Source organism: Fodinibius sp. GM21, from assembly GCF_058386955.1.
This window is the reverse complement of the sequence record NZ_JBYEIQ010000004.1, coordinates 159,100-179,474: the sequence shown is the minus strand read 5'-3', so window position 1 is coordinate 179,474 and position 20,375 is coordinate 159,100. Positions and strand designations below refer to the sequence as shown.

Sequence of the window (20,375 nt, the reverse complement as noted above, 5' to 3'; positions counted from 1 at the left end):
AACCATTAAACCCTATTACCAATGAGTAACAAGAAAAAAATTGTACTAGCCTTCAGCGGCGGACTCGATACCTCTTACTGCGTACCGTACCTGCAAGAAACCTTTGAAGCCAACATACACACGGTCTTGGTCGACACCGGAGGGTTCACCGAACAGCAACTCACGGACATTGAAGAACATGCCTATTCACTGGGTACGGATTCGCATCAAACACTTAAAAAAACCAAGGAGTTTTACCAGAATGTCATCCGATACCTGATATTCGGCAACGTGCTGAAGAATGACACCTATCCGCTATCAGTAAGCTCGGAACGCATTTTTCAGGCTGTAGCTATCGCCGAATATGCCAAAAGTATCGAAGCCGACGCCATAGCCCACGGTAGTACCGGAGCAGGTAATGACCAGGTACGTTTCGACTTAGTATTCAACGTAATCGCACCTGACTTAGAAATCATTACCCCCATTCGTGACCAGCAGTTAAGCCGACAGCAAGAAGTGAAATTTTTGCAAGATCACGGCTTTGATTTCGATTGGGCACAATCCAAATATTCCATTAACAAAGGTTTATGGGGCACCAGTGTGGGCGGAGCAGAAACCCTCACTTCTGACGAGCCCTTACCCGAGGAAGCATGGCCCAGCCAGCTGGAGAAGCAAAAATCCCAGACCATCGAGCTGATATTCGAAGAGGGAGAACCGGTCGGACTAAACGGCAAATACTATCAACCCGTAAAGCTGATACAGTATCTTGATGAACTCGCTTCGGCTTATGCGGTGGGACGCGATATTCATGTAGGCGATACGATAATTGGTATTAAAGGTCGAGTAGGATTTGAAGCTGCCGCACCGATGGTCTTGATAAATGCACACAAACAGCTCGAGAAACACGTGCTTACCAAGTGGCAACTCTACTGGAAGAACCAAGTGGCCGAATGGTATGGCATGATGCTGCACGAGGGACAATACCTGGATCCCGTAATGCGAGATATCGAGAGTTTTATGGAATCGACCCAACAAACAGTATCGGGATCAGTAAAAATTTCCTTGCATCCATACCGGTTTGAAATCGATGGCATTTCGTCGCCGAATGATCTCATGAATACAAAGTTTGGAGATTACGGCGAAATGAACAAGACCTGGAGCGGCGAAGACGTGAAGGGATTTGCCAAAATTTTATCTAACCAAATTAATATCCATAAAACGGTGAACAGCAATGATTAAGGCAGGAATTATTGGAGGATCGGGATACACCGGCGGAGAACTCATTCGCCTACTCCTTAATCATCCGGAAGTAACAATCGATTTTATATACAGTAGGAGCCAAAACGGCAAACCGATTACGGCCATACACAACGATCTACTGGGAGAAACAGATCTCCACTTCAGCTCCGAGGTCAATCGTGATATTGATGTACTTTTTCTGTGCACCGGTCACGGCAATTCGGCTGATATTTTAACAGAGCATCCCGTGGATCCGTCAACAAAGATCATTGATCTGAGTCGCGACTTTCGTCTTGACGGGCAGCAATCCTATCACCAACGCCCATTTATTTATGGACTACCGGAGCTTCAAAAGGATGCTGTCCAGAAAGCAAAAAACGTATCCAATCCCGGTTGTTTTGCCACAGCAATTCAACTGGCGCTGCTGCCTCTGGCACAAGAATCGGTGCTGCAACATGACCTGCATATTCATGGAATTACCGGCTCTACCGGGGCGGGAAGCTCGCTCAGTGACACCACACATTTTAGCTGGCGTAACAGTAATGTCTCTGTTTATAAGGCTCTTAATCATCAGCATGTCAAGGAAATAACACAGAGCATCACGCAGTTATCCGATGACTTCGATTCTGAGCTCAATTTTGTACCAATGCGCGGCAGCTTCACGAGGGGCATATTCATCACTGCTTATACCAAGTGTGATATATCACTGAATAACGCCCAATCACTGTATAAGGAGTTTTATTCCGATAGCCCTTTTGTATATCTCAGCCCTGATCCGCTGCATCTCAAACAGGTAGTCAACACCAACAAGTGCCTCTTACATCTTCAAAAGAAAAACGGACAACTGCTGATCACCAGCATTATCGATAATCTACTAAAGGGCGCATCCGGACAAGCTCTCCAAAACATGAACCTGATGTTCGGCCTCAATGAAACCAATGGACTTCTCCTTAAACCCACTCATTTCTAATATGGAAATATTTGACGTTTACCCCCTACTTGATTTAGAACCCGTAAAAGCCAAAGGCAGTTATGTGTATTGTGATGACGGGAACAGATACCTGGATTTCTATGGCGGCCATGCAGTAATTTCCATTGGTCACAGTCATCCACACTATGTTGATTCGATTACCGAGCAGCTTAACAACCTCGGCTTCTATTCAAACTTGGTGCAAAACCCACTACAGCAAAAATTAGCGGAAAAACTTGGCAAGCAATCCGGCTATAAAAATTACCAGTTATTTCTTTGCAACTCTGGGGCCGAAGCCATTGAAAATGCTCTTAAGATAGCCTCCTTTCACAACGGCAAATCGAAAGTCATTTCGTTTGAAAAAGCATTCCATGGACGTACAACCTCTGCGCTGAATATCACTGACAAGGATGCTTACACCGCTGCTATCAATAAAAGTAGTGATGTTGTTTTTCTGGAACTTAATGATATTAAAACCTTGGAATCAGAAATCAGTCAAGGAGATGTTTGCTCGGTCGTCATTGAAGGAATACAAGGAATTGGCGGCATTCGTATTCCCGAAAATACTTTTTTACAACAGACTAAAGAACTTTGTGAAAAATATAATACCGTACTGATTTGCGATGAAATTCAGTCGGGTTTCGGACGTACCGGCCAATTCTTTGCACACCAGCATGCCGGCATTCAACCCGATATCATCACGGTAGCAAAAGGAATGGGCAACGGTTTTCCCGTAGCAGGCACCATTCTGAGCCCCGAATTTGAAGCCACCCACGGACGACTCGGCTCAACATTTGGAGGCAATCACTTGGCTTGCACAGCCGCCGAGGCTGTACTGGATGTAATCGAACATGAACAACTCGTCACCCATGCCGCAGAGGTAGGCCACTACCTTCTTAAGGAACTCAATACACTTGCTCCAATCCAGGAGGTACGCGGACGTGGTCTGATGATAGGTATAGAATTCCCCTTTCCCATCATGGAACTACGACAATCTCTTATCGAAGAGGAACATATGATCACTGGCGTTTCCTCTAATCCAAATGTACTGCGGCTGCTCCCCCCACTGACAATTACCAAAAAAGAGGCAACCCAATTCATAGTAGCAATGCAAAACATTTTAACACAGCACCAATCACGATGAAAAATTTTACTTCAGTATACGATATCAAACATCCTCAATCATTAGTACAGCAAGTCCTTGAGATAAAAAATAACGGTAAGCGATCTACTCTGGGCACCCATAAAACACTGGCACTTATCTTTTTTAATCCCAGCCTGCGAACAAGACTGAGCACCCAAAACGCGGCCATAAATCTTGGCATGGATGTCATTGTAATGAACATTAACAAGGATGGCTGGAATATCGAATTTGAGGATGGGTCTGTAATGGACGGTTCAACCCAGGAGCATATCAAAGATGCCGTACAGGTCATCAGCGGCTACTGCGATATCATGGGGGTGCGAACGTTTGCAAATCTCAAAGACCGTCAGGAAGATTACCATGAGAAAGTGCTTAATAAATTTGTAGAGCATTCCAGTGTCCCAATCATAAGCTTGGAATCAGCTACTTTGCACCCACTACAATCGCTAACGGATCTGGCGACCATTGCCGAATCAAATATTACAAAACCCAAAGTGGTATTGAGCTGGGCACCGCATCCCAAAGCATTACCACAGGCAGTGGCTAACTCATTCTTACAATGGATTACAAAAACTGATGCGGAAGTCATCCTTGCGCATCCCAAAGAATATGACCTCAATAAGAAGTTTACGGATGGCGTTGCCATGACCCATGATCAGCAAGCCGCGCTGGACAATGCCGATTTCGTCTATACGAAAAATTGGTCGAGTTATTCCCAGTATGGACAAACTCCATTAGTTGAGGGCGACTGGACCATATCCCAGGAAAAAATGAATCTAACGAATAATGGAAAATTCATGCACTGCCTTCCAATCCGACGAAATGTAGTAGCAACCGATGAGGTTATCGACCAATCGCTGGTATTTGAACAGACCAAAAATCGCGAATATGCTGCCCAAGCTGTACTACAAAACCTACTGGAGGATCTATAATGAATACACTGGAAATCATAAAAATTGGCGGAAACATCATCGGCAACCACCATCAGCTCCAAAAGTTTATGGATGAATTTATGAATCTTGACCATCCTAAAATATTAGTGCACGGCGGGGGGAGTACCGCTTCCGACCTGTGCCAAAAACTGGATATCCCGATTCAGATGGAAGACGGACGACGCATTACCGATGGCCCAGCGCTCGATGTTGCAGTCATGGTGTATGCCGGTCTTATCAACAAAAATATTGTAGCCAAGCTACAAGCCCAATCTGCTAATGCGCTGGGATTGTCAGGCGCAGACCTCAACATTATTTCTGCTGAAAAACGAAGCGGTACTGAAATTGACTATGGTTTTGTGGGCGATATTGATAGTGAATCAATCAATACGTATTTCCTTAACCGATTACTGGATGAACAAATCATTCCCGTAATCTCCGCTATTACGCATGACACCAACGGTCAGCTGCTCAATACGAATGCCGATACCATTGCCTCAACCCTGGCTGCTGCCTTTTGCCAAACGTACGAGGTAAAACTCAGCTACTGTTTTGAAAAAAACGGAGTACTACAGAATGTCGATGATGATGACTCCCTGATTGAACTACTGAGCAAAGAAACCTTTGCCAGTCTAAAAGCTGAAGGAGTTATCAAAGACGGGATGATTCCAAAACTTGAGACAGCCTTTGAAGCTCTGAATCAGGATATCCAAAATGTGCACATAAAACATGCCCATAATCTAACCAGCCAAACGGGAACTGAACTAACATTATGAATCCAATAGCCAGCCAATCTATTGATCTGCTCCAAGCGCTTATTGCCATCCCCTCATTTTCTAGGGAGGAATCTAAAACGGCCACAGTAATCCGTGATTATTTATCAGAAAATGGTATTCAGGCAAAACGACATCTCAATAATATCTGGGCAAAAAACAAACATTTTGAGGCCACTAAACCAACCATTTTGCTGAACTCCCATCACGATACGGTACGACCCAGCTCAGCTTATTCACGGGATCCCTTTACGCCTGATGTAGCAAATGGTAAACTCTATGGGCTTGGCTCAAATGATGCCGGAGGGGCTTTAAGCTCGCTGATTGCAACCTTTATTCATTTCTATGAGCAGAAAAATCTCAACTATAATCTCCTTTTGGCAATAACGGCGGAAGAAGAAATCTCAGGAAATAATGGGATTGGATCCCTCTTTAAAAAATTACCCCCGATCAAATTTGGGATCGTAGGCGAACCCACCCAAATGCAGATGGCGGTAGCTGAAAAAGGCCTTATGGTGCTCGACTGTCTGGCCAAGGGAGAAAGTGGTCATGCTGCCCGAAATGAGGGGCAAAATGCCATATATATTGCTTCTGGGGACATTGAATGGATTCAGTTCTATAAGTTTGATAAAGAATCTGAATTTCTGGGACCGATAAAAATGACTCCTGCAATCATCAAAGGTGGATCCAAACACAATGTGGTGCCGGCCTCCTGTTCGTTTACTGTGGATGTCCGAACTACTGATGCCTATACAAACGAGGAAACCTTAGCGATTATACAGGACCATCTCATTTCAGAAGTAACCCCTCGATCAACGCGGTTACAACCTTCCTTTATTGCTGAAGATCATCCTATTGTAATGGCCGGTAAAAATATCGGCTTGCATACTATTGGCTCGCCGACTTTGTCAGACCAAGCTTTACTGCCGTTTCCGTCCGTCAAAATTGGACCGGGAAAATCAGCCCGTTCTCACACCGCTGATGAGTACATTTATATAGATGAAATTATTGAAGGCATCAACACTTACATTAAGCTTCTAATTCAAATACTATAACAGATGAAACTTTGGAAACAGGGAAACCAATCTACTAATGAAATAATTGAGCAGTTTACGGTAGGTAATGACCGGGAGCTGGATTTAGAAATTGCCCAATACGACATTCAGGCCTCCAAGGCCCATGCACAAATGTTGAATGAGGTTGAATTACTTTCTGATCAGGAATACCGTGCACTTGCAAACGAGCTCGAAAAGCTTCAGACAGCAGCTGAGAATGGTTCATTCACAATTGAAGAACAGTTTGAGGATGTCCATTCGAAAATTGAATATGAGCTAACACAAGCCTTGGGAGACACAGGGAAGAAAATCCATGCCGGGCGATCCCGTAATGATCAAGTGCTGGTCTGCCTGCATCTATATGCCAAGGATCAGGTTCAGGAGATAAAAAAACTAACAAAAGAACTCTTCGACCAGCTGCTGCATCTTAGTGAGAAACATCAGAATGTATTAATGCCCGGATATACGCATATGCAGGTGGCCATGCCCTCCTCCTTTGGACTCTGGTTTGGTGCTTATGCCGAATGTCTGGTTGATGATCTATACCAGCTTAATACCACCTACAAAATTGCCAACCAAAATCCACTTGGTTCGGCGGCAGGCTACGGAAGTTCGCTCCCGTTGGATCGTAATATGACCACCAAACTCTTGGGATTTAGCACGCTAAAATACAATTCTGTAGCAGCTCAAATGAGTCGGGGCCGACTTGAACAATTTGCCAGTTTTGCCTTAAGCGCATTGGCAGGCACCCTATCTAAGATGGCTATGGATGTATGCCTGTTTTGCAACCAAAACTATAACTTTATTTCATTTCCCGAACAGCTGACCACCGGTTCGAGTATTATGCCACACAAGAAAAACCCAGACGTTTTTGAGCTCATCCGTGCCAAGTGTAACGAGATCCAATCGTTACCCAACGAGTTGGCAATGATCACCAACAACTTGCCGAGCGGCTACCATCGCGACTATCAACTACTCAAAGAAAAGCTTTTTCCTGCAGTAGAAAAGTTAAAATCCTGTCTCAAAGTTTGTAGACATATGCTACAGAATATTGAGATTAATAAGGATATTCTTGAAGAAAAAAAGTACCGCTACCTGTTTAGTGTTGAAGAGGTAAACAAGCAGGTTAAAAACGGTGTCCCATTTAGGGATGCATATCGAAACATTGGAAAAGCTATCATGGAGGGATCATTTAATCCCGAACGAACCGTAAACCATTCCCATGAGGGAAGTATCAACAACCTGTGCACTAATGAAATTAGGATTAAATTTGAATCAGCATTTAACAGGTAAATTCAAATATTATGAAACAAATATTTCTATGCTAATGGCAGTGATCCCGGATAAGTATTACACTAACAAATTAAAAAAGCTTTGCAGCTGGGCTACGAAGCTCAAAAATATTATAGCAGTCACTGATTCTACAAAAAGCAGTTTGGTCAATGTTTACACTTCATCGCCGGCAAATACCGCGCTCATGTAATTGCGTCGCATTTCTGCTATTGCTGAAATGGAAATTCCTTTCGGACACACAGCTTCGCACTCAGCATAATTTGAACAATCACCAAATCCTTCCTCTTCCATCTGTTCGACCATGGCAACCGTACGTTTCTTACGCTCAGGCTCACCTTGTGGCAACCGGTTCAAGTGTGCCAGCTTAGCACCGGTAAAGAGCGAAGCAGAAGAGTTCGGACAGGCCGCTACACAAGCACCGCATCCAATGCAGGTCGCATAATCAAAAGCCGTATCCGCAACAGTTTTATCAATGGGAATTGAGTTCGCATCAGGTGCAGATCCTGTCTTAACCGAAACATAACCACCTGCTTCAATAATGCGATCAAAGGCAGATCGATCCACAACAAGATCTTTGATAACGGGAAATGCTTTGGCACGAAACGGCTCAATAACAATGGTGTCACCATCGCTGAAATTTCGCATGTGCAATTGACAGGTACAGGTCATGTCTTTAGGACCATGTGCCCGACCGTTAATCACTAAATTACAAGAGCCGCAAATCCCCTCACGGCAATCGTAATCAAATTCAATAGGTTCTTCCTTGCCTTCTGCGACAATTTCCTCGTTTAGGACGTCAAGCATCTCCAAAAAGGACATATGCTCATTTACTTTATCGAGAGTGTAATCAACCAGCTTACCCGGTTGATCGGGCCCGTCTTGTCGCCAAATCTTGAGATGTACGGTAAATGTATCAGCCATAATTAAGCTATTAAGTATAAAATTTCAGACGCAGTTCCATACAGTTGCATTACTTATAACTGCGTTGCTTCAGTTCTACAAAATCAAATTCCAGATCCTCTTTGTGCAGCTCTTCCTGCAGCTCTCCGTTTACGCCCTGGAATTCCCAAGCCGCTACGTATGAATATTCCTCGTCGTTACGGAGTGCTTCCCCTTCTTCGGTTTGATGTTCTGCACGCAGGTGACAGCCACACGATTCATCGCGATGCAGGGCATCTTTTGCCATCAGTTCACCTAGTTCCAGAAAGTCAGCAACGCGACCGGCAAATTCCAAATACTTATTGTAGTTGGATGATTCGCCCGGAACACGAACATTATTCCAGAACTCTTCCCGAAGATCCTGAATTTCACTGATAGCCTCTTTTAGACCTTCTTCACTTCGCGAAATTCCAACCTTATCCCACATTATCTGTCCTAGTTCACGATGGAACTCAATAACGCTTTTATCACCGTCGACTTCGAACAGCTTATCAATTTGGGATTGAGCATTATTTGCCGCTTCCTCAAAAGCCTCATGATCTTTGCTGACTTCATCCAGATCTACATCAGCGATATAATTTCCAATAGTATAGGGGATAATGAAATATCCGTCGGAAAGTCCCTGCATCAACGCACTTGCACCGAGTCGGTTTGCTCCATGATCCGAGAAATTCGCTTCACCGGCCACAAACAACCCGGGAATATTGCTCTGCAGGTTATAATCGACCCAAAGCCCACCCATAGTATAGTGCACGGCTGGGAAAATCCGCATCGGTTCCTCGTAGGGATTATCGTCAGTAATATTTTCATACATCTCAAAAAGGTTTCCGTACTTGTCGGATATAGCCTTTTTACCTTCGCGTTTAATTGCATCACGGAAATCAAGATATACGGCACGTCCAGTTTGACCAACCCCCATTCCTTCATCGCAAACGATCTTGGCATTTCTGGAGGCTACATCACGTGGTACTAGGTTTCCAAATGCCGGATATTTCTCCTCCAAATAGTAATAGCGCTCATCTTCGGGAATATCGTTAGGATGACGATCATCGTCTTTGTCTTTGGGTACCCAGACTCGTCCGTCATTACGGAGGCTTTCACTCATCAACGTAAGCTTCGACTGATAATCTCCGGAAACGGGAATACAAGTAGGGTGAATCTGTACATAACAAGGATTAGCAAATGCCGCTCCGCGTTTATGACAGCGCCATGCGGCTGTTACATTTGAATTCTTTGCATTCGTAGAAAGATAGAACGCATTGCCATATCCCCCACTGGCAAGTACAACAGCATCGGCCATCCAGCGCTGAATCTCACCGGAGACAAGATCACGAGTAACAATACCACGTGCTTTTCCGTCAATGATTACAAGATCAAGCATTTCGTGCCGGGTGTGCATCTCAATTTTACCCTTATGCACTTGTCTCATCATTGCCTGATAAGCGCCAAGTAATAACTGCTGACCGGTTTGCCCACGAGCATAAAACGTCCTGGAAACCTGGGCCCCACCAAATGAGCGGTTGGCAAGCAGTCCGCCATATTCACGGGCAAAAGGAACTCCCTGCGCTACCGCTTGATCGATAATTTCGTTTGATATTTCAGCTAATCGGTACGTGTTTGATTCACGTGAACGATAGTCGCCTCCTTTAATCGTATCATAAAACAGGCGCCAAATGGTATCCCCGTCATTGGGATAATTTTTGGCAGCATTAATTCCACCCTGCGCAGCAATACTGTGAGCACGACGAGCAGAATCCTGAATACAGAAACTTTTTACGTTGTATCCCAACTCTGCAAGACTTGCCGCAGCAGATCCTCCTGCTAAACCAGTACCCACAACAATAACATCGTGCTTTCGCTTATTATTGGGAGCTACAAGTTGAATATCATTCAAATGCTTGGACCATTTATCTTCGAGCGGCCCGGAAGGAACTTTTGAGTCTAAATTCATAAGTCTAAAAGTGGTTTGCAAAATGATTATTGGCACTGAATGAGGGCTGCTTCACAGCCTCCGCCAAAGTAGATATAAAGTGGAATAAATAGGAACCCGACCGCCATTAACACGGCAAAAATAATTCCCACCGTGTAGATCAAAGAAGAATATTTGTTATGCTTCATCGTCAGTGAAGTAAACGCGCTCCAGAAACCATGACTTAGATGGGTGCCTAACAAAATCATTACTGCCGTATAGCCAAAAGCATACATCGGGTTAAGAAAAGTTTGAATAACAACGCCCTTCAAGCCTAGCCCATCTATGCCTTCAGCAGTAATAAGTCCTGTATCATGGAACTTAAACATGTCTATATGAAGTACTAAAAATACCAGCAAGACGATACCGGTAAAAATCATGGATTTTGAAGCAAAAGACTGGTGGCTGGGTCCTCCCTTACTTTGGTATTTTTCATACCCTTCGGGACGTGCCTTTCTGCGTTGTCGCCAAATCGAAATACCTACATAGGCATGCAAAAGAAAAGCAACCGCCAAGCCGGCCTCTAGGATATATAATATCCAGCCTAAGCTTTCGAGAGTTTCGGTGTATTGGTTGAAGGCAGCTGCATCCCCAAAAAGAGTGAGATTACCCAGCAAATGAAATATTATAAATATAATTAATCCAACTCCGGTTATGCCTGTTAGTATCTTACGACCAACCTGAGATTTTAGCGCGTCTGAAAATGAGGGCATTGTAACTGATAATATTTAATCTAATGTTTATACCGCTGCAAAAAACACCAACGTTTGGATTCCTAGTCCAAGGAGTTGAAGATGTGTTTTAATGGATAAAAAGGCAAGGTTCTGCAACATGGTTTTATGGGTAAAATCTTATTCAGAAATATTCTAAATTGAGTATTAATACTTATACCTCTTTAATCGTTATCTAACGCAAAAAAATAATTTCAACTTTGTATACCGTTACTGAAAAAACTCAACATTCTTTCCGTGCAAAGGGTTCAAAGTTCATTGGCTATCTATTTCCTGTTGCATCAAAAGAAGATTTTGAGAGCAAGTTAAACGACATTAAGTCAAAATATCCCGATGCTACGCATCATTGCTATGCCTGGCGAATAAATCCGACAAACACTGAAGAATTCTCTCAAGATGACAGAGAGCCAAGCGGCACTGCCGGCAAACCGATTTTGAATAAGTTAAAATCCTATGAAATGATTAACTGCTGTTGTGTAGTCGTACGCTATTATGGAGGCACCAATTTAGGCACCTCAGGATTGATTCAGGCATACGGACAATCGGCCGAACGCTGCCTCACTAAAGCTGAACGCAGTACCCTTATACCCACACAAAACGTAGAGATTACCTATCCCTATAATCAGCAAAAAGAGATAGATCAGCTAAAAAATCGTTTTGATCTCAAAGAGCTCGAGGCCCAATACTTAGAGAACGTAACTATAACACTGGCTTGTCGATCAGATCAGGCGGATTCATTTTTTGATACACTTAAAAAGCTGGAACATGTCGGTGTAACCACGAAACGCTTGGGAAGCGGTCATGTAACCATGAGCAACAATTAAGGCTTATAATAAATCTGAAAATCTGCTTCTTGCTCCGTACTTTTACTCTTCAAAATTCAGCTAATAATTACGTATCATGAAAATCTATACCAAGAAAGGTGATTCAGGAGAAACTTCGCTCTTTGGGGGAACCCGGGTTCCGAAATCCAATGAGCGTATTGAAGCTTATGGGACGGTTGATGAGCTTAATTCCTTTGTGGGATTAGCTACTAGTTATGAGCTTTCGGCTACCGGCACGAAATACTTGCGTAAGGTTCAAGAGCTGCTTTTTACACTCGGGGCGGATCTGGCTACGCCCCCATCATCCCAAACCCGAATTGAGCGTATTTCTGAAGGTGATGTTACCTTTTTGGAAGATGCTATTGATGAGCTGGAAGAAGATCTCGAAAACCTGAAAAATTTTATTTTACCGGGCGGATCCCAGCCGGGCGCAACGCTGCATGTGGCTCGTACTATTTGCCGTCGCGCTGAACGGGCAACGGTAGCGTGTTCGAAGTCTGATAATATTTCTGAAAACTGTATAAAGTTCCTTAACCGTTTATCTGATTTTCTTTTTGTAGTTGCGCGCTATGAAAACAAGAATGCCGGAGTACGCGAAGAAACCTGGAAACCTGAAAAACAGTAACCAATAGAAGACCTTGCCTGAATTTGATACTTCAAAAATCCTAATATCATGCTGAATTTGTTTCAGCATGACATCCAAACCTTTATTGATCTATGAGCTTAATGATTTCAGTCTCGGGCATCCGGGGCGTATTTGGTACTGACCTTACACCCGAAAACCTAACACGCTTTACTGCTGCCTTCGGCCACTGGTCCGGCAGCGGAAAAATTGTAGTCGGACGTGATACTCGCGTAACCGGACAGATTTGTGAAGACATCGTTTGCGCCACCCTGCAATCCGTCGGCTGCGACGTAGTAAAAGTGGGCATTGCTCCCACCCCAACGGTGGCCATGGGAGTCCTTAAACATCAAGCTGACGGGGCCATCATCATTTCTGCCAGTCACAATCCAGAGGAGTGGAATGCGTTGAAATTGCTGAACAGCAAAAGCGAGTTTCTGGATGATAAACAGGGTGAAGAAGTGATCAAGATCAGTGAAGAAAAATCCTATTCCTATAAAAAATATGATCAGACAGGGAGTGTAACAGAAGATAACAAGCTGCTTGACTATCATATCAAAAAAATATTGGACCTACCCTACATTAATCGCGAACTCATAGCTTCGAATAACTTTTCAGTAGCAATCGATCCTGTGAATGGTACCGGTGCCATAAGTTTACCCCAATTATTTGGGGCGCTCGGTGTGGATACCGTTCATGCCATAAACAATGAACCTACCGGAATTTTTGCGCACGTAGCCGAACCTTTGCCCGAGCACCTTGGTGATATCTGTGAGTTAGTAAAAGAAAAAAATTGTGACCTTGGCATTGTTACTGATCCCGATGCAGACCGGTTGGCACTGGTAACCAATAAGGGCAATCTTTTTGGGGAAGAATATACCCAGGCTGCCGCCTTCGATTTTCTACTGGATAAAAAAGCAGGTCCTTGTGCCACCAACTTATCTTCGTCACGCGTGGCTGAAGATATAGCTAAAAAATACGGGCAAAAATGTCATCGTTCCTCAGTTGGGGAAATTAACGTAGTTAAAAAGATGCAGGAAGTAGATGCCGTGATCGGCGGTGAAGGCAATGGCGGAGTAATAAATCCTGACTTGCATTATGGTCGGGATGCGCTGGTAGGCACAGCGATGATTCTTCAATTATTGGCTGAACGCGATCTCACCGCAGATGAATATCGCAACAGCCTACCTGATTATTATATGCGAAAAAGCAAGATGCAACTGGCTGACGTTGACGGTGATGCCCTGCTCGAAAAAGCAAAATCACAATATGCAGATTACAATCCCGATACCACTGATGGCGTTAAAATAGACTTTGAGGATGGCTGGGTACATCTCAGAAAATCAAATACCGAGCCGATTATTCGGGTTTATTCTGAAGGTATTACTCCCGAAAAGGCAGAAGAGTTAGCTACATCGGTAGTCCAAAAAATTCAGTAATATTTATCCCTATTAATTGAATGCATAAATCGCAATTCTCGTTGATAGGGCATTAATGCAATTTTAATTAACAAAAATATTATTAATGAAAACGATTAATGCTTTTGCGGCACACGATTCTGAAGCAGATTTAGAACCCTATAATATTAAGCGTCGAGAAGTTACAGATGATGATGTTGAAATTGAAATAACCTATTGTGGTGTTTGTCACAGTGATATCCACCAGGTTCGAAACGACTGGAATAACTCCATCTATCCTGTAGTACCCGGTCACGAGATTATTGGTCGCGTAACAGAAGTTGGGGCGAATGTAGAGCACTTTTCTGAAGGACAACTGGTGGGCGTGGGATGCATGGTTGATTCATGCCAGCAATGTAAGCACTGTCAAAATGATCTGGAACAGTTTTGCGAAGAAGGTGCGGTTATGACCTACAACGGTCATAATGAGCATCTCGACCAACAGACCTTCGGCGGCTACTCCGAACATGTTGTAGTGGACAAAGAATTTGTATTAGATATTCCTGATAATATTGATACTCATGCTACTGCTCCACTACTCTGTGCCGGAATCACAACATGGTCTCCGCTTCGTCACTGGAATGTACAAAAGGACGATAAAGTGGGAATAATTGGACTCGGCGGTCTTGGCCATATGGGGGTTAAATTTGCGGATGCACTGGGAGCAGAAGTTGTAATGATTACCCGTTCTCCGGAAAAAGCAGATGACGCCAAACGACTTGGTGCCGATGAAGTCCTCATCTCCACTGATCAAGAGCAGATGGAAAAGCATCAAGGTTCTTTCGATTTCTTGCTCAATACTATACCGGTAAAACATGATTTGGATCCATACATTCAGCTTCTTGCAGTTGATGCTACCATGGTACTGGTTGGAGCTATAGAACCACTTGAAGAAATGCATGGTGGTGGACTCATCATGGGTCGCAAACGTGTTGCCGGATCGATCATCGGTGGCATTAAAGAAACCCAGGAAATGTTGGACTTTTGTGGAGAACACAATATCACCTGTGATGTAGAAATGATTGATATACAGCAAATCAATGAGGCCTACGAGCGAGTTGTCAATTCAGACGTCAAATATCGATTCGTTATTGATATGCAGTCGCTCAAAAACTAAATCTCCAAACAAGGTTTATACTCTTTAGCCACCAGCTGTAATATTCCAAATATTTATTACCGCTGGTGGTTTTCATATTGAATTGGAGATTCCTGCGAACAAAATTTTATGCTGCACCAGACTTTCTTATTTTTTGCATTCCAAAATTTTAATCGGATATAAACTCACAACCCTATGATTACATCGATGACCGGCTTCGGGCGCGGCGAAGCTTCGGAAAACGGTATCACGGTAACGGTTGAACTTAAATCTGTTAACAGTCGCTACCTTGATATTTCATTGCGACTGCCACAAACACTGCAAGATAAAGAACTGGTTATTAAAGAAATCCTGCAAGACCATGTTGAACGGGGAAAAGTAAATGTGTCAATCCGCGTTGATAAATCGGATACCGGTGAACCGGAGATAACGTTTAATGAGAATCTGGTTCAGGGTTACAAAGAGATGCTTAATGACTTACGCGAGGCAGCGGGTCTTGAAGAACCTATCACGCTGCAAACATTTCTTGAATTCAATGACATTTTCGAGTCCCGCGAAGATGATGAAGAAACCAAGGAACAAATCTGGAATCTTTCTCAACAAGCCGTCAAAGATGCAGCAGAAGAGCTTAAAAAGATGCGCCGGCAAGAAGGAAGTCAGCTCGAAAATGATCTCAACCAGCGTATCGATCACATTGAAGAAATGTTGAATATCGTAATGGATAAAGTAGAGGGACGCTCCGCAGAGATTAAAGAAGATCTTATTGAACGGATCAACGAGTTAATTGAGAGTGACAAGATCGATCCCGATCGTTTGGAAATGGAAGTGGCTGTTTTAGTGGATAAGATGGACATCACCGAAGAAATTGTGCGCACCCAATCCCACATTAAGTTTTTCCGTGAAGCCGTCAATAATGAAAATGCCGTGGGACGTCGGCTTAATTTTCTGAGTCAGGAAATTAATCGTGAAATTAATACTATTGGCTCCAAGGCAAACGACTCGGAGATATCGCAGTATATCGTCAAAGCCAAAGAAAGCTTAGAACAAATTCGAGAACAGGTACAGAACGTTGAGTAAGAATACCACACCGGGCAAAGTCATAGTAATAGTAGCACCCAGCGGTGCCGGCAAGACTACCATTGCCCAGCGCCTGCTTAAGGAGTATCCTCGGATACAGTTTTCGGTATCTGCCACCACCCGAGAACCTCGCAACGGTGAAAAAGATGGCGAAGACTACTATTTCTTAAGCGATGAAGAATTTGATCAAAAAATTAATAACGAAGAATTTTTGGAGTGGGAGCACTATAGCGGGAATCGCTACGGCACCCTTCGATCTGAAGTTGATAAACTGGTGGAATCTGGGTATTTTCCCTTGCTTGATATCGAAGTGAAGGGGGCCCTAAATGTACAGCGGCTCTACAACTCAGGCGTCATTTCCATTTTTATCGAACCGCCCTCGCTGGAAGAACTTAAAAACAGGCTCTCAAAGCGAGGTAGCGAAACGGAAAGCTCGTTGCAGCAACGTCTGAAGAGAGCAGAAATGGAAATAAAGTATGCCGATCGCTTCGATTATTCTGTTGTTAATGACGATCTTGAAGAAGCATATACAGAAGTCAAGAATATTATTGAACCCTTTATCACTGATTAAAAGCTGGATTCCAACATGGGTATTAAAACATTAGATATTGAAAAGCTGAATAAAGACACCGGTAATCAGTACGAGCTGATTACAATTATGTCTAAACGAGCACGTCAAATTGCTGCTCAGGAAAAGCTTGAGCTTGACGAAAAACTAAAGTATTTCGAAGGTTTTGAGGATGATGATGAGTTTACCTTCAATGAGGAACAGGAAAACATCTCAAAAGAGTTTGAGAAGCGAAACCACTCTACACAGCGTGCCATAGAAGAAATGCGTCGTGGAGAAATTTATTTCCGCTATCCACAAGAAGAAGATTAATTTATGTTATCCGGCATACGGATAATACTGGGTGTTACCGGAGGAATTGCAGCCTACAAGGCTGCTTTTCTTTTACGTGCCTTACAAAAAGCCGGTGCCGAAGTACGTGTAACGATGACGCCCGCTGCTACTCATTTCGTAGGTACCGAAACTTTTTCTTCTCTTTCCAAACACGAAGTTGCGGTTGATGTTTTTCCCGAAAATGGATCAGCCACACAGTCGTGGACACAGCATATCTCCTGGGGCGAATGGGCTGACTTATTTGTAATTGCGCCCTGCACCGCCAATACCCTTGGTAAAATTGCATCAGGCCTTGCCGATAATATGCTTACGTCAACGGTGCTGGCCGCTCGTTGTCCGTTACTTATCTGCCCCACTATGGACGGAGAAATGTATGAGTCACCGGCAGTACAAAAGAACCTGAACACCATTCAGGAATTTGGCTACCACATTTTGGAGCCCGAAGAGGGTTATTTAGCCAGTGGATTGGAGGGGAAAGGACGCCTTCCCGAAACGGATCTTATTCTCAAAAAAATCCGCGCTATTCTAAAAAAAAATAATTCAGAGGGTCCCTTAACCGGCAAACAAGTAGTAGTTACCGCAGGACCAACCCGAGAACATATTGATCCCGTCCGATTTATTTCCAATCCAAGTTCCGGGAAAATGGGTTTTGCCATGGCCGAAGCTGCTGAACGATTAGGGGCAGAAGTGACCTTAATTCACGGTCCGGTCAACATCTTAAAACCGGAGGGTATTAAATCTATTGAAATCCAGTCGGCGAATGAGCTTTTCGAGCAGATCAAAAAACATGCTAAGGCCGATGTGATCATCATGGCGGCAGCTGTTTCGGATTTTACTCCTGAAGAATCATCGCAACACAAAATCAAAAAAGATAAGGCCGACTCATCCATTGAACTTGAGCAAACTCCGGATATTCTTGCCTGGCTTGGAGATTGTAAGAAGAATGGGCAAGTGCTTATCGGCTTTGCGATGGAAACGGAAAATCTACTTGAGAATGCTCAGGCGAAATTAAAAAAGAAAAATGCTGACTGGATAGTGGCAAATTCCCTGAGTGAAGAGGAATCTGGTTTCGAATCCGATAAAAACAAGGTGCACGTACTCGGCAAAAAAGACGCTATACAGATCGAAGGTTTAAAGTCTGAAGTTGCCCAACAAATATTGTCTCACATCTTTAACAACAGTTAACTTGCTCCCTTCCCATTAGAAAGCAGGATACTTCCACTGCCGCTTTGCTTCTTACTTTCAAAAACAACCTTGAATTCTGTTCCTTCATCCGAGGTGTAAAAAAGCTCTCCTTCCAGCTGATTGGTCAAAGTTTCTATTAGGTTCATACCAATTGAAGCGTGGTCTTCCACCAAAAAATCGTCCGGCAACCCTTTCCCATCATCACGGACAATAATCGAAATTTCCTGATCCAATTCTCTAAGTAGAATCTCTATTGTCCCCGGCTGATCATCGTCAAATGCATGCTTATAGGCATTAGTTACCAGCTCATTGATGAGGATTGCAGTGGGTATAGCTTGATTAATATCCAGCAAAACATCTCCGGTATCCACCTTCACATCAATATGCTGATGATTAAATGGCAGCGTGTTTTTAATCGTTTCAATTAATTTTGATATATACTCTTCGAAAGAGATATCAACAAAATTCTCTGATTGATACAACAGCTCATGTACAATACCGATTGATTGTATCCGCAGCTGTCCATCATTCAAGGCATTTCTGATTTCCTCATTATCCGCCTCAAATGCCTGTAGCTGTAACATCCCAGAAATGATGGCCAGGTTATTTTTTACCCGGTGATGAATCTCCTCCAGCAAGACCTGCTTTTCTTTGACCGACTGTTTTAACTGCTCTTGGTATTTTTTCTGCTCTGTAATATCCACGTAAATACCAAAACCGGCAATAGGATCATCATCCAAATAAACAGGAATCGCTCCTAACAAAAGATTAAGTTTTTCGCCCTGTTTGTTATATCTGATGATATCAGTGTAAAACTTATCTTCCTCAAAGCCTTCGTCAGGCATACGAGGTACAATTTGATCATTCTCTTCACCAACAATGATTTCATCAATATCCTCATTCAGAAGCTCTTCTTCGGTATAACCGAAAAGTTCCTCAAAGCTTTTATTTACTTTCTGCACCCTGTTCTCAGTATCGATCATTACCATGGCACCGGGTGCCTTTAAAAAGAGCTTCCGAAATAACTCTTCACTTTTACGAAGCTTTTCCTGTGCTTTTTTCTGTTCTGTCAGATCCCGTACAATAGCCTGCACATAAACATCATCGATCAATTGCAGTCGATTCAAGCTTACTTCTACATCTACCTTTTTGCCACCCCAGGTCCGATGCTGCCATTCAAATACTTGAGGTGTTCCCTCAAGGGCTTCCTGGATTTTTTTGCGTGCCTTTGCAGCAGAATGTTGTCCATCTGGCTGAAATTTGGGCGAAAAGTCAATGGGCGACTTCCCTAAAATCTGCTCTTTTGAATTTAATCCGTATATATTTAGGACTTGAGTATTACATTCAATGAACTCATTTCCATCCATGATAAAAATGCCGTCGTTGGCATTTTCAAACAACCGTTGATATCGAATCTCCGCCTGTTTTTCATCAGTCACATCCTCAATAAATGTAAGAACGGAAATCAGATCACCACTCTCATTTCGCATCACGGAAGTATGGACACTAAGATCTACTAAATGACCGTCTCGATGGTACATTTTAACCTCAAAGTGCGTTTTATCCCCCTGTCCACTTATGAGGTAATCCATATTTCTCTTGACCACCTGGAGATCATCTTCATAAAAATTAAATACCTCGGGAGAATGTCCCAGCACTAAGCTTTCGGGATAACCGGTAATCTCATTTGCCCTTTCAGACCATTCAATAATTTTAAAATCCGCGTCCCATTTTATCATGGCCAGCGGACTGTGATTTACGTGATGATTTAACTCATCGAATGCTTTTTTCGCTTTTTCTTCGGCCTCGACACGTTCCGTCACATCATGGATAAATACCATACGCGCATTTTTGTACCCATTTTTATAGGGATGCGAGGAAACCATCACATAAATAAGATGACCTTCTTTCGTTTGATGGCGGGCAACCTCGATATGATTGGATTCATTTTCTTTACGATTTGCAATCGCCTGATGCAGCTCTTCGCGAGCCTCCTTCGGACGCAAATCATACAAATTCAAAGATTTGAGCTCATCTTTTTGAAACCCATATTTTTCAAAAAAGGCACCGTTGGCTTCCAGGATATCAAGCGAATCCTTATCATAGATAAGAACGGGGTTGGGGTTTAGATCAAAGAGTGACCGATCCATAGATGATGTTGACTTGTCCTTTTACTTTAGGCTAAGGGT

Annotated in this window: 19 protein-coding genes; 15 read left to right on the top strand and 4 right to left on the bottom strand. The window is 43.3% G+C overall.

Annotation, left to right across the window (positions count from 1 at the left end; all coding sequences use genetic code 11):
- The first annotated feature begins 21 nt into the window (after positions 1 to 21).
- The 7 genes from argG to argH are packed head-to-tail and all read left to right on the top strand — an operon-like array spanning position 22 to position 7,385.
- Complete coding sequence (gene argG, locus ACT3IB_RS11115; protein WP_491539087.1) at positions 22 to 1,218, top strand: argininosuccinate synthase; 1,197 nt, start codon at positions 22 to 24, stop codon at positions 1,216 to 1,218.
- Positions 1,211 to 2,188, top strand: coding sequence for an N-acetyl-gamma-glutamyl-phosphate reductase (gene argC, locus ACT3IB_RS11110; protein WP_491539086.1), 978 nt, complete (start codon positions 1,211 to 1,213; stop codon positions 2,186 to 2,188). Before argG ends, argC begins: the two co-directional genes overlap by 8 nt.
- 1 nt (position 2,189) lies before the next feature.
- Positions 2,190 to 3,332, top strand: coding sequence for an aspartate aminotransferase family protein (locus ACT3IB_RS11105; RefSeq protein ID WP_491539085.1), 1,143 nt, complete (start codon positions 2,190 to 2,192; stop codon positions 3,330 to 3,332).
- Positions 3,329 to 4,264: an N-acetylornithine carbamoyltransferase gene (locus ACT3IB_RS11100; protein WP_491539084.1), complete on the top strand. Its 936-nt coding sequence runs from the start codon at positions 3,329 to 3,331 to the stop codon at positions 4,262 to 4,264. Before ACT3IB_RS11105 ends, ACT3IB_RS11100 begins: the two co-directional genes overlap by 4 nt.
- Positions 4,264 to 5,040 (top strand): acetylglutamate kinase, encoded by a 777-nt coding sequence (argB, locus tag ACT3IB_RS11095; RefSeq protein WP_491539083.1) that lies wholly within the window; start codon positions 4,264 to 4,266, stop codon positions 5,038 to 5,040. Before ACT3IB_RS11100 ends, argB begins: the two co-directional genes overlap by 1 nt.
- Positions 5,034 to 6,092 carry a M20 family metallo-hydrolase gene (locus tag ACT3IB_RS11090; RefSeq protein ID WP_491539446.1) on the top strand — a complete coding sequence of 353 codons (1,059 nt, stop codon included), beginning with the start codon at positions 5,034 to 5,036 and terminating at the stop codon, positions 6,090 to 6,092. The genes argB and ACT3IB_RS11090 overlap by 7 nt, the downstream gene beginning before the upstream one ends.
- A gap of 3 nt (positions 6,093 to 6,095) precedes the next feature.
- Complete coding sequence (gene argH / locus ACT3IB_RS11085) at positions 6,096 to 7,385, top strand: argininosuccinate lyase (protein WP_491539082.1); 1,290 nt, start codon at positions 6,096 to 6,098, stop codon at positions 7,383 to 7,385.
- Positions 7,386 to 7,538: 153 nt separating this feature from the next.
- Here the strand turns inward: argH and ACT3IB_RS11080 are convergent, their stop codons facing one another.
- Genes ACT3IB_RS11080 through ACT3IB_RS11070 form a run of 3 tightly spaced genes read right to left on the bottom strand, consistent with a single transcriptional unit; the run spans position 7,539 to position 11,006 of the window.
- On the bottom strand, positions 7,539 to 8,306 hold the full coding sequence (locus ACT3IB_RS11080; protein ID WP_491539081.1) for a succinate dehydrogenase/fumarate reductase iron-sulfur subunit: 768 nt from the start codon (positions 8,304 to 8,306) through the stop codon (positions 7,539 to 7,541).
- Positions 8,307 to 8,355: 49 nt separating this feature from the next.
- Positions 8,356 to 10,275 (bottom strand): fumarate reductase/succinate dehydrogenase flavoprotein subunit, encoded by a 1,920-nt coding sequence (locus ACT3IB_RS11075; RefSeq protein WP_491539080.1) that lies wholly within the window; start codon positions 10,273 to 10,275, stop codon positions 8,356 to 8,358.
- 26 nt (positions 10,276 to 10,301) lie between these two features.
- Positions 10,302 to 11,006, bottom strand: coding sequence for a succinate dehydrogenase cytochrome b subunit (locus tag ACT3IB_RS11070; RefSeq protein ID WP_491539079.1), 705 nt, complete (start codon positions 11,004 to 11,006; stop codon positions 10,302 to 10,304).
- A 218-nt stretch (positions 11,007 to 11,224) separates the two neighbouring features.
- On the opposite strand from ACT3IB_RS11070, the gene ACT3IB_RS11065 reads away from it, so the two are divergent.
- The 8 genes from ACT3IB_RS11065 to coaBC all read left to right on the top strand — a co-directional run bounded on the left by ACT3IB_RS11065 (position 11,225) and on the right by coaBC (position 18,186).
- Positions 11,225 to 11,848, top strand: coding sequence for an IMPACT family protein (locus ACT3IB_RS11065; protein WP_491539078.1), 624 nt, complete (start codon positions 11,225 to 11,227; stop codon positions 11,846 to 11,848).
- 76 nt (positions 11,849 to 11,924) lie between these two features.
- On the top strand, positions 11,925 to 12,473 hold the full coding sequence (locus ACT3IB_RS11060) for a cob(I)yrinic acid a,c-diamide adenosyltransferase (protein ID WP_491539077.1): 549 nt from the start codon (positions 11,925 to 11,927) through the stop codon (positions 12,471 to 12,473).
- Between the two features lie 92 nt (positions 12,474 to 12,565).
- Positions 12,566 to 13,909: a phosphoglucosamine mutase gene (gene glmM / locus ACT3IB_RS11055; RefSeq protein ID WP_491539076.1), complete on the top strand. Its 1,344-nt coding sequence runs from the start codon at positions 12,566 to 12,568 to the stop codon at positions 13,907 to 13,909.
- Between the two features lie 85 nt (positions 13,910 to 13,994).
- Positions 13,995 to 15,044: an NAD(P)-dependent alcohol dehydrogenase gene (locus ACT3IB_RS11050; protein WP_491539075.1), complete on the top strand. Its 1,050-nt coding sequence runs from the start codon at positions 13,995 to 13,997 to the stop codon at positions 15,042 to 15,044.
- A 174-nt stretch (positions 15,045 to 15,218) separates the two neighbouring features.
- Positions 15,219 to 16,100 carry a YicC/YloC family endoribonuclease gene (locus ACT3IB_RS11045; protein ID WP_491539074.1) on the top strand — a complete coding sequence of 294 codons (882 nt, stop codon included), beginning with the start codon at positions 15,219 to 15,221 and terminating at the stop codon, positions 16,098 to 16,100.
- Positions 16,093 to 16,671 (top strand): guanylate kinase, encoded by a 579-nt coding sequence (gene gmk, locus ACT3IB_RS11040; RefSeq protein ID WP_491539073.1) that lies wholly within the window; start codon positions 16,093 to 16,095, stop codon positions 16,669 to 16,671. The genes ACT3IB_RS11045 and gmk overlap by 8 nt, the downstream gene beginning before the upstream one ends.
- Before the next feature lie 15 nt (positions 16,672 to 16,686).
- Positions 16,687 to 16,980, top strand: a complete 294-nt coding sequence (locus ACT3IB_RS11035; RefSeq protein ID WP_491539072.1) for a DNA-directed RNA polymerase subunit omega — start codon at positions 16,687 to 16,689, stop codon at positions 16,978 to 16,980.
- Between the two features lie 3 nt (positions 16,981 to 16,983).
- Positions 16,984 to 18,186 (top strand): bifunctional phosphopantothenoylcysteine decarboxylase/phosphopantothenate--cysteine ligase CoaBC, encoded by a 1,203-nt coding sequence (gene coaBC, locus ACT3IB_RS11030; protein WP_491539071.1) that lies wholly within the window; start codon positions 16,984 to 16,986, stop codon positions 18,184 to 18,186.
- On the opposite strand, the gene ACT3IB_RS11025 is transcribed toward coaBC, so the two are convergent.
- The gene (locus tag ACT3IB_RS11025) at positions 18,183 to 20,336 is read right to left on the bottom strand and encodes a PAS domain S-box protein (protein WP_491539070.1); all 2,154 of its coding nucleotides are present in this window, start codon (positions 20,334 to 20,336) and stop codon (positions 18,183 to 18,185) included. The two genes, coaBC and ACT3IB_RS11025, sit on opposite strands and share 4 nt — an antisense overlap.
- Positions 20,337 to 20,375: the final 39 nt, after the last annotated feature.